Consider the following 10,187-nt stretch of genomic DNA (forward strand, 5'->3'; position numbering starts at 1 on the left):
CGCGCGGTAAGCCGCTGTGAAAACGCAAAAAGATGGAGGATCGCGCCCGCGACGCTACTGTTCTTTGCGCCGATAGCGGTTGGAAAGGGACGTGCCCATGGCGGAGATCGACGACATCGACCACCGGCTGCTGCGCCTGCTGCGCGAGGACGGGCGCAGGACCTTCTCGGAGATGGCCGCCGAGATCGGGTTGTCGGTGGCCGCGGTGAAGCGGAGGGTCGACCGCCTGCGGGAGATCGGCGTCATCACGGGCTTCACCGTGCGGATCGACTATGCCAAGCTCGGCTGGGGCATCGAGGCGTTCACCGAACTGCGCTACCCCGGCACCACGCCGGTCGGAAAGATCGTCCGTACCGCCACGGACGTGCCGGAGGTGCAGGAGGTGTTCACGATCGCCGGCGACCCGGACGCGCTCATCCACGTCCGCGTCCGCGACCTCGGCCATCTCCAGCAGGTCATCGACCGGCTGCGCCGCGCCGGCGACGTGACCGGCACCAAGACCCTGCTCGTGCTGGGGTCGTGGACCCGCGACGTCGGGCCGGTCGAGGACCTCAGTCGTCGTCCCCCCGGGAGCTGAAGCCGGCGGAGTTCACGAAGTCGATCAGCGGGCCGTCGGCGAGCCTGCCCGTCCGGTGCGCCCGCTGCAGCTTGATGAGCAGGTCGCGGACCCGCCGCGCGGCCTTGGCGCCCTTGTCCCCGCCTCGCCCCCGGGACAGGTCCCTGGCCGTCTTCCTGATGGCGTCGTGGGCTTCGCGGGCCAGCTTCGGCTCGATGCCGCCCCGGCTCTCCTGCGCCTGTACGGCGTGGTCGAAGGCGGCCAGCCACTCCATGTAGCCGCGGTAGACGCGTCGCGTCGCGGACGGCGTGGGAGACGGCTTCGGCGACGGCCTGGGGGACGGCGTCCTGGACAGCCGGGGTGACGGACTGGCCTTCCTCGCCGGGGTGGGTGACGTCTCGGCGCGGGTGGCCGTCGGCGACTGGGCCGCGACCGCGGGCTCGGCCTGTCCGCCGCCGTCGGACAGCGCCGCCACCCCGATCGTGACCACGGCGAGCCCCGCCACCGCGGCGCCGAGCCGGATCAGCGTCCGCCGTTCGAGCGACCCCGGAGTGCGTCCGGCCGGGACGGCGGGCGGCGGGGCGTCGAGCAGCGCCGTGTCGCCCGCACGCGCGCCGCCCGGGTACGGCCCGTGCGGCGGCGGGGTCGCCCCGGCCTCCCAGGCCGCCGGCCCGCCTTCCCGCGCCGCCGGCCCGCCTTCCCGCGCCGCCGGCCCGCCTTTCCGCCCCGGCTGCGCCGCGGAGAGGGCGACGGCCGCCAGGACCCGGCGTACGACCTCCGCGTCGGCGGGCCGGGCGGCGGGGTCCTTGGCCAGCAGCGCCATGATCAGGCGTTCCAGCTCGGCGGGGATGCCGGGCCGGTGCCGGCCGGGCGGCACCGGAGCCTGGTGCATGTGCTGATACACCAGCTCCGGGGCCGACCCGGTGAACGGCGGGTGCCCGCACAGCAGCTCGTAGCAGACGCACCCCAGCGCGTAGAGGTCGCAGGCGGCCCCGCCGCCCCGGCCGTCGATCTGCTCCGGCGCGAGATACGCGGCGGTGCCGACGACCGTGCCCACCATCGTGAGCCGCGCCGCCTCGGTCGCCACCTGCGCGACGCCGAAGTCGACCACCTTGAGCACGCCGCTCGCGGTGCGGTGCAGGTTCGCGGGTTTGACGTCCCGGTGCACGACCCCGGCCCGGTGGGCGGCGTCCAGCCCCGCGGCGGCCTGGCTCATGAGGTCGCACGCCTCCGCCACGCCGTACCGGCCCCGGTCGAGCAGCTCCGCGGCCAGGCTGCGGCCGGTGAGCAGCTCCATCACCAGGTAGGGCCGCGCGTCCTGCTCGCCGACGTCCAGCACCGTCACCACGTTCGGATGGACGACGCGGGCGGCGGCGCGTGCCTCGCGGGCGAAGCGCTCACGCGAGGCGACCCCGGCGACCTGCGGCGCGAGGATCTTGACCGCCACGGGACGGTGCGCCCGCAGGTCCCGGCCCCGCCAGACCTCGCCCATCCCGCCCTGGCCGATCAGCTCCTCCAGCTCGTAACGACCGCCGAGCGTGGACGGCACCACGTCCCGCACCTCCCCATAGCGACTCGCGCCCAGATGATCGGGAGCCAACCTATCCTCTCGGGCAGGCCGGGCGAGAACGGCCGGATCCTGCGACGGCGGGGAGAACGGCGGGCAGATCGGGGCGTGGCGCGGTCCCGGGCACGCCGGCACCCGTGCGGCGCGCTCGTGTTTCCGGCTCTTCGGGGCAGAACTCAGGCCGGACGGGCCCGGACGCCGTCGAGAGCCATCCCCAGCACGCGCTCGCGCTGATCGTCGTCGACGAACCCGCCCCCGGTGATGCCGGAGATCATCCGCAGGACGTCGTCGAAGGTCACGTCGCCGCGGACCTCCCCCGCCTCCCTCGCCCGGTCGAACAGCGGCTCCCCTGCCTCGTACATCGCGGCCCGGCTCGACCGCATCATCTCCGAGTCGCGGTTGAGCGCCTCGTAGATGGCCCGCTTGGTGGCGGCGTAGTCCACGAACCGCCGCAGCCAGGCGGCCAGGGCCTCCCACGGCGGCAGGACCGCGACCTGCCCCGCGGCGGCGCACAGCTCGTCGATCTCGTCCAGGTACACGGTGTCGAACAGGTCCTGCCGGGTGGGGAAGTTGCGGTAGAGCGTGCCGATGCCGACTCCGGCGCGCCGGGCGACGTCCTCCAGCGAGGCCTGCGTGCCGTGTTCGGCGAACGCCTCGCGCGCGGCGGTGAGCAACGCGTCGAAGTTGCGCCGCGCGTCGGCGCGTTGGGGGCGCCGCACCCTCGTCCGGGCACCTTCGCCCGCCTTCTCGTTCACCGGGATCCTCCCCAGGTTGTACCGGAGGCATACCTCCGCTAATGTGGAGGCACGCCTCCAGATTAGCAGGCGGGCATTGGCGTTCACGCATCCGCCGTCAACGCAGCTTTGTCTCCTCTCGATCCGCGCCGTCCCGCAGCCGGGGCGGCGCGTCACCGGCGCGTCCCGTCGCGCCGACTCCTCCTTTCGAAGGATGTCGATGTCACGCACCACCTCGCCGCAACGGCTGATCTTCCTCGCGCTGGCAGCCGCCACGGCCTCGTTCTCCATGCTGCAGTCCCTGGTCAGCCCGGTCCTGTCCACCATCCAGCACGACCTGCACACCACCCAGGGCGCGGTGACCTGGGTGCTCACCGCCTGGTTGCTGTCCGCCTCCGTCGCGACTCCCCTCATGGGCAGGATCGCCGACATGATCGGCAAGGACCGCACGCTGCTCGTCGCGCTGGCCGCCATCGCCCTCGGCTGCCTGGTGGCGGCGCTCGCCCCCAACGTGGGAGTGCTGATCGCCGGCCGGGTCCTCCAGGGGCTCGGAGGGGCCGTGTTCCCCGTCTCGTTCGGGATCGTCCGCGACGAATTCCCCGCCCCGCGGATCCCCTCGATCGTCGGCGTCCTGTCCGCGGTCATCGCCACCGGCGGCGGCGTCGGCATCGTGCTCGCCGGCCCGATCGTCGGCGCCCTCGGCTGGCGCTGGCTGTTCTGGATCCCGGCGATCATCGTCGTCGCCACCGCGTTCCTGGCCCACCGTCACGTTCCCCGGTCCCCGGTGCGCACGCCCGGCCGGGTCAACTGGGCGGCCGCGGCGCTGCTGTCCGGGTGGCTGGTGACGCTGCTGGTCCCGCTGAGCGAGGCGTCCGCCTGGGGGTGGGACTCGGTCGCCGTCATCGCACCGCTCGCCGCCGCCGTGGTGCTGTTCGCCGCGTGGATCTCGGTCGAACTGCGCTCCCACGACCCGCTGATCGACATGCGCATGATGCGGCTTCCGGCCGTGTGGACGACCAACCTGGTCGCGCTGCTGTTCGGCGCCGGCATGTTCGCGTCGTACGCCTTCCTGCCGATGTTCGTGCAGATGCCGGCGGCCGTGACGGGCTACGGCTTCGGATCGAGCGTGACCGAAGCCGGGCTGCTGATGCTGCCGATGCTCGTCACGATGGCCGTCGCCGGCACCGTCAGCGGCCCGCTCGCCCGCGTCGCCGGTGTCAAGGCCCAGCTCGTCTGGGGCTGCGCGCTCGCCGCGCTGTCGAGCGCCTGCGTCGCCGCCTTCCACGACCGGCCCTGGCAGCTCGCCGCCGCCACGGCGGTGTTCGGGCTCGGCCTCGGCCTGGCCTACGCCTCGATGACCAACCTCATCGTGCAGAGCGTGCCGCCCGGGCAGACCGCCGTCGCCGGAGGCATGAACACCAACATCCGCACCATCGGCGGGTCCGTCGGCACCGCCGTGATCAGCTCCATCATCACCGGTCATCCGCGCCCCGACGGGCTGCCGCAGGAGTCGGGCTTCACCACCGCCTTCCTCGTGATGGCCGTGACCCTGGCGGTCACCGTCGCCGTGGCGCTGCTGGTCCCGGGGGCGCGCCGCCGTACGACGCCCGCCGCCGGGACGGCCGGGCGGGTCCCGGCGGGCGCGACGCGCTAGACCACAGCAAGGGACACCGCATCAGGTGGAGGACATGACCCGTCACCGGCGCGCCTCCCCGAGGCGCGCCGGCCGGATTCGACGTCGCCGTGCGGCTGGCCGAGGAGCCGGTCGCCCGTGTCCTCGCGCATGGCGCACGGTTCCGGCCCCGGCCGGATCACGCCCGCAGCTCGGGGAACTGATCGTCCCGCCACTCCTGGGACAGCGAGGTGCCGGCCTGCGCGGCGTCGCTCTCCCTGGCCCGCAGCTCGACCCGGCGGATCTTCCCCGAGATGGTCTTGGGCAGCTCGGCGAACTCGATCCGGCGCACCCGCTGGTACGGCGCGAGCCTCTCGCGGGCGTGCCGGAGGATGGCCGCGGCGGTCTCCCGGTTCGGTTCCCAGCCCGCGGCGGGCACCACGTACGCCTTGGGCACGGCGAGGCGGATCGGGTCGGGGGCGGGGACGACCGCCGCCTCCGCCACGGCGGGATGCTCGATGAGCACGCTCTCCAGCTCGAACGGCGAGATCTTGTAGTCGGACGCCTTGAACACGTCGTCGGTGCGTCCCACGAAGGTGATCGAGCCGTCGGCGTCCCGGACCGCGACGTCGCCCGTGTGGTAGAGCCCCCCGGCCATGGCCTCCTCGTCGCCGTCGAGGTATCCGGTCATCAGGTTGACCGGACGGGCGGCGAGGTCGAGGCAGATCTCGCCCTCGTCCGCCGGCCGGCCGGTCACCGGATCGACGACCACGACCGGCACGCCGGGAAGGGGGCGGCCCATCGAGCCGGCCTTCACCGGCGTGCCGGGCGTGTTGGCGATCAGCGCGGTCGTCTCGGTCTGGCCGTACCCGTCGCGGACGGTCAGCCCCCACGCCCGCTCCACCTGGGCGATGACCTCGGGGTTCAGCGGCTCCCCCGCGGCGGCCGCCTCGCGCAGGCGGCCCGGCCCGTCCCCGAGGTCGGCTTGGATGAGCATCCGCCACACGGTCGGCGGCGCGCAGAACGTGGTCACCTCCGCCCGGCGGATCAGCGCGAGCAGGGCTGCGGCGTCGAAGCGGGAGTAGTTGTGCACGAACACCGTCGCCTCGGCGTTCCACGGCGCGAAGAAACAGCTCCAGGCGTGCTTGGCCCAGCCGGGCGAGCTGATGTTGAGGTGCACGTCGCCCGGCCGCACCCCGACGAAGTACATCGTCGTCAGGTGCCCCACCGGATAGGACACCTGCGTGTGCCGCACGAGCTTGGGCCTGCTGGTCGTCCCCGAGGTGAAGTACAGCAGCAGCGGGTCGCCGGGAGAGGTCCGGGCCTCGTACGGCTCCGGATCCGGCGTCACGTACGCGTCGCCGTACCGGAGCCAGCCGGTCGCCTCGCCCACGCAGACGCGGCCGTACTCGCCCGGGACGCCGTCGAACTTGTGCGTGTCGGCCGCGTTGGCGACGACGTGCCTAACCCGTCCCCGGCGCACGCGGTCGGCGAGGTCCGCCGTGCCGAGGGCGGTGGTCGCCGGCATGATCACCGCGCCGAGCTTCATCACCGCCAGCATCGACTCCCACAGCTCGCCCTGGTTGCCGAGCATGAGCAGCACGTGGTCGCCCTTGCCGACCCCCTGGGCAGCCAGCCAGGCCGCCACCCGGTCGGAGCGGCGGGCCATCTCGTCGAAGGAGTAACGCCGCTCGGAGCCGTCCTCCTCCACGATCCACAGGGCCGTGCGGTCGTTTCCCCGGGCGATGACGTCGAACCAGTCCGTGGCCCAGTTGAACCTGTCGCCGAACACCGGCCACGCGAACTCACGCGCCGCCCGCTCGGGGTCCTCCCTCAAGCGGAGCAGCAGGTCGCGGGCTTCCCGGAAGGCGTGGGTGCCGGTCGTCTCGCTCACGCGGAACTCCTCATCGTCGAAGCGGTCCGTCACGGCTTTCTGTCAAGGCCGGCGCCATCTGTCAAGAGCGGCGGAGACGCGCGGGGCGAGACCGGATTGTCCTGGTTCTGTGCTGCGGGCCGGGGAGGTCTAGCCGCACGGTGTAGTCGGCGTCGAGCCGTACGGCCTGCGTGTGCCTGAGATCGCCAGCCCACCAGGCTGAGTGTTTGCAGGCGCTGGTCGGTAGCTCTTCGCCGATGACGCGTGTGACCTGGGCGACAGTCGGCTCGACGTGCCATCGTCCGTCTTGCCGTAGATGGCGTGCCCAGCGTTCGCGCTGTTCTCGGGTGACCACGCCGTCAGTGTGAAGGTCCATTCGGTGCTGGTCACGAGCGGCCGGGGCCACGTTGTGCGAACCCGCTTCTGTGCTGGAGTGGGGGAAAGGACGGACTCCCGCGGCTCCCGATGGTCCCGGGCACGTCGCCGCACATCGCGTCAGCTTTGGCTACACGCTCGACTCGTTGAGGATCTGCGAGATGCGCTGGTGTGACAGGCGCATCGCGCTGCCCACATCGCGGGTGGTCCACCCTTGAGCAGTGAGGAGGCGGGCGGCATGGCGGACGGCGTCGCGCTCGGCCTGCTCGGCGAGGACTCGCGCCTGCCGTGCCTCAATGACGGCCGCGAGAGCTGCCTTGGCCTCCGGGTCGGCGGGCTCGACGTAGACGCCGATCGTTGCATGCTCGTCCCTGAGTACGCCGAAGATGAGCTGGGCGACACTGCTCTTGACATCTGCCCAGCTACCGCCCTGAGTTCGGACGGTGTGCCCGCCAGGGAGTTCGGCGGTGGCGGTCCACTGCTTTCCGGCGCGCGTCACAGTGGCGAAGTATGTGACGGCTTCGACGACGTCGTCGCCTGGGGGAATGAGATCGGGCTGGTCGAAAATCAAATCGTGGTTCATCAGCTCCATGCCCCACAACTTAGGGACACACCACCATTGTGTCTAGGCAGATAGCCGAAATCGGTCTAGCGGGCTTGCCAACTTCGCCCAGCAGCATGCAGCGAGCAGCCGTGGTCGGGGACCCTTGTCTGCGCGAGTCGCTCCGCTGGACCACCAGAGTTGCGGGCGGCTTAGGAGCCGGTCGCGCGGAGTTCCTCCAGGCGCTCGCGGGCCTCGGACAGCGCTATGAGCACGTGGGGATCACCGGGCGTCCGGGCGGCGAGGTCCTCGTACAGCTCGATCCGCCGGCGGCACAGACCGGCCTGCAGGTCGCGGTGCTCCTGCTCGCTGACGCCGTCCGCCATCGTCCGCAGCAGGGACTCGGCCTGGTCGATCAGGCCGGCCCGCTCGCTCGCGCTCATGGGCGGCAGGCCGGCGTGGGGGGACTCGTCGCCGAGCTCTTCCCGGTTGCCCAGCCACACGTTCAGATTCCTGATCACCTCGGCGAGGTGGTCGGCGCTGTCCAGCACCTCGGCCGCGCGTTCCGGCAACAGCCAGGCGTACAGCAGGCGGCGGCGGAAGTCCCGCTCGGCGCCGGCGTACCGCTCATGCGCGGCCTGCCGGCTGACCGTTCTGCGACCGGCCCTGCCCAGGGCGACGCCTATGCGTTCCCAGCTGACGTTGCTCAGCCGCTCGTTAATCACGGCGAAGGTCAGCAGGCGCTGCGCGTCTTCGACCAGCCTGGCGGCCTCCTCGACGAGCAGGACCTCGTCCGAGCCGGGCCGGTTGGTCGGCACCAGCGCGGCGGTCTTGTCCGCCAGAACACGCCCCTGTTCCGACAGGGCCAGACGGGCGAGCCCCGTCCATGAGTAGTTCGCCGACCTGAGCGCCCGCAGATTGTCACACACCCGCCTCCACGTCGTCGGGCTCCTCGTCGCCCTCGGCGGCGAGGAGGGTGCCCTCGGTGAGGGCGGGAGCGCGGCGGCTCGGCCGGAAACCGAGCAGCGTCTCGGCCAGTTCCTCGTTGCCGGCGAAACCGGCGTCGGCGTCGACGGTCTGGTCGCCGTCCCAAAGCATCAGCATCGCCGAGACCGCGTGGGCGCTCTTGTCATGGTGCATGTCGTAGTGCGCGGCCATCGGCACGGTGTCGAAGTGGATCCACAGGTCGTGGCCGGTCATGAACAGGTCGAGGCCGAACTTCACGGTCAGGCCCAGCAGCTCGGGCTTGTACCGGTCGTCGATGCCGGCGAACGCCTCGTCCAGCGCGATCACGCGCGGGCAGGTGGGCTTGGCGGACGAGTAGAGGGCGTTGGCCGCCGCGAACAGCGGAAGATGGATGGCCGCCGACTTCTCCCCGCCGGACATCTCCTCGTGCTTGGCCCGGGTGAGCTTGACCTCCTTGTCCCCCGGCACGGCGAGCACCAGCTCGAAGCCGTACCAGGTGCGGTAGTCGAGCACGTCGGCCAGGGCCTGCCGGTACGTGGCGCGCGGGTGCGCGGCGCGGTAGCCGCGGATCATCTCCCGCAGCAGGCCGCGCAGCTCGGCCAGCCCGGCCGCGCCGAGCCCGTGCGTGTCCCGGTCGAGGAGCCGCGCGACCGCGACCTGCCGGTCGTTCAGCCTGTCGGAGCGGCCCCAGCGGATGCCGATCCTGGTGCCGGACGACATGGGCCGGGACCGGGTGTCCTCGTTCATCCCGCGCACGAGGTCGCGTGCGGTGCGGACCCGGTCGTGCACCTGCTGGGCGAGCGCGGTGAGCAGCTCGTCCTCCAGCACCGTCCGCTCCCGCTCCTCGAGCAGCACGCCCTGTTCCCGGACGCGGTCGGCGACGCGCCGGGCGAACGCGGCGACGGGATTGCGGCCTCCCTCGTCGCTGACGTAGACCATCACGACGCCGGTGGGGTCGTGCTCCAGGCGGTAGTCCTCGGCGCAGCCGTCGAGCGCGTCCTGGAAGGCCCGCAGCGAGGCCGACAGCCGGCTCGCGGAGCTCTTGAGCGCGCTCTCCCCCGGCACGCGGATGTCCGCCATCTCCGCGCCGAAGGCGTCCAGCAGGGCGGCGACCTCTCCCGGCAGCACCCGGCCGACGAGAGCGGCGGGGTCGGGCGGCGGCCCGCCGGCTTGGGCGGACAACTCCGCCGCCACCGACGCGGCCGCCTCCGCGGGCTCGGGCCAGCCGACGTTGGCGGGCCACGGCTCGGTGGCGGTGACGCCGAGCAGCGGGCGCAGCTCCAGGTGCGCGTACGGCCCGAACGACGCGGCGTGCTCGAAGAGGTGCCCGAGGGCCTGGCCGACAGAGGCCTGGCCGTGCTTGAGGTCGTTCTCGGCGACGATCAGCGCCCTGTCCTCCCGCGCCGCCGCGGCGGCGTGCTCCTCACACCGCCGGCGGACCTCGGCGAGGTTGCGCTCGGCCTCGTCCACCTGGGCGAGCACCTCGCGCAGCGGCGCGTCGAGGGCCTCCTCACCCGCCCTGAGCTCCTCGACGTCGGCACGGTGCTCCCGTTCCTTGTCCTCCAGAATGCGGGAGTCCGCGTCGTGCCGCTCGCGCTGCCGCGCGATCGCGGCCTGCCGGGAGGCGAGGTCCCGCTCCTCGGACGCGGCCCGCTCGCGGCCGTCGTGCAGCCGCTGCGCCGTCGCGAGGAAGTCGTCGACGGCCCGGGCGACCGCGTCGACCTCCTGCTCGCCCACGGGCATGCTCCGTTCCGCCGCGACCTGCCGCAGCCGCCGGCGCGCCGCGTCGGCCTGGGCCACGGCGGCGTCGAGGTCGCGGCGGCGATCGGTCAGCGCCGCCCGCGCCTGGGCCAGCAGCGCGGACTCGCGCGACACGCGGGCGACGGCCGCGGCGACCGCCGTGGCGGGCGGAAGCTCCCGCCGGGCCCGGGCGAAGTCCTCCAGGCGGCGGCCGGCGCGCGCC

8 protein-coding genes are annotated in these 10,187 nt (G+C 72.9%); 2 read left to right on the forward strand and 6 right to left on the reverse strand.

Going from position 1 to position 10,187, the window contains the following annotated elements; genetic code table 11:
• The first annotated feature begins 97 nt into the window (after positions 1–97).
• Positions 98–577, forward strand: a complete 480-nt coding sequence (locus AB0J39_RS21675) for an Lrp/AsnC family transcriptional regulator (RefSeq protein ID WP_363467471.1) — start codon at positions 98–100, stop codon at positions 575–577.
• Here the strand turns inward: AB0J39_RS21675 and AB0J39_RS21680 are convergent.
• Both AB0J39_RS21680 and AB0J39_RS21685 read right to left on the reverse strand, forming a co-directional pair.
• On the reverse strand, positions 552–2,108 hold the full coding sequence (locus AB0J39_RS21680; RefSeq protein ID WP_363467474.1) for a protein kinase: 1,557 nt from the start codon (positions 2,106–2,108) through the stop codon (positions 552–554). The genes AB0J39_RS21675 and AB0J39_RS21680 overlap by 26 nt on opposite strands.
• A gap of 191 nt (positions 2,109–2,299) precedes the next feature.
• Positions 2,300–2,878, reverse strand: coding sequence for a helix-turn-helix domain-containing protein (locus AB0J39_RS21685; protein ID WP_363467476.1), 579 nt, complete (start codon positions 2,876–2,878; stop codon positions 2,300–2,302).
• Positions 2,879–3,077: 199 nt separating this feature from the next.
• Between AB0J39_RS21685 and AB0J39_RS21690 the strand changes: the two genes are divergently transcribed.
• Positions 3,078–4,511: an MFS transporter gene (locus tag AB0J39_RS21690; protein ID WP_363467478.1), complete on the forward strand. Its 1,434-nt coding sequence runs from the start codon at positions 3,078–3,080 to the stop codon at positions 4,509–4,511.
• Positions 4,512–4,668: 157 nt separating this feature from the next.
• Here AB0J39_RS21690 and AB0J39_RS21695 read toward each other — a convergent pair whose 3' ends face one another.
• The 4 genes from AB0J39_RS21695 to AB0J39_RS21710 all read right to left on the reverse strand — a co-directional run.
• Positions 4,669–6,363, reverse strand: coding sequence for an AMP-binding protein (locus tag AB0J39_RS21695; protein WP_363467480.1), 1,695 nt, complete (start codon positions 6,361–6,363; stop codon positions 4,669–4,671).
• Positions 6,364–6,847: 484 nt separating this feature from the next.
• Entirely contained in the window at positions 6,848–7,309 is a 462-nt protein-coding gene (locus AB0J39_RS21700) for a hypothetical protein (protein WP_363467482.1), read from the reverse strand.
• Between the two features lie 161 nt (positions 7,310–7,470).
• The gene (locus tag AB0J39_RS21705; RefSeq protein ID WP_363467485.1) at positions 7,471–8,187 is read right to left on the reverse strand and encodes a hypothetical protein; all 717 of its coding nucleotides are present in this window, start codon (positions 8,185–8,187) and stop codon (positions 7,471–7,473) included.
• The coding region (locus AB0J39_RS21710) for an SbcC/MukB-like Walker B domain-containing protein (protein ID WP_363467487.1) at positions 8,180–10,187 on the reverse strand (2,008 nt) is incomplete at its 5' end. The genes AB0J39_RS21710 and AB0J39_RS21705, both read right to left, overlap by 8 nt.

Source organism: Microbispora sp. NPDC049633 (assembly GCF_040675265.1).
Taxonomy (GTDB): domain Bacteria; phylum Actinomycetota; class Actinomycetes; order Streptosporangiales; family Streptosporangiaceae; genus Microbispora; species Microbispora maris.

Bases quoted from the DNA above. Each gene is read 5' to 3' on its own strand.
- AB0J39_RS21700 (WP_363467482.1), bottom strand. From the start codon at position 7,309: ATGGAGCTGATGAACCACGATTTGATTTTCGACCAGCCCGATCTCATT.
- AB0J39_RS21690 (WP_363467478.1), top strand. From the start codon at position 3,078: ATGTCACGCACCACCTCGCCGCAACGGCTGATCTTCCTCGCGCTGGCA.
- AB0J39_RS21675 (WP_363467471.1), top strand. From the start codon at position 98: ATGGCGGAGATCGACGACATCGACCACCGGCTGCTGCGCCTGCTGCGC.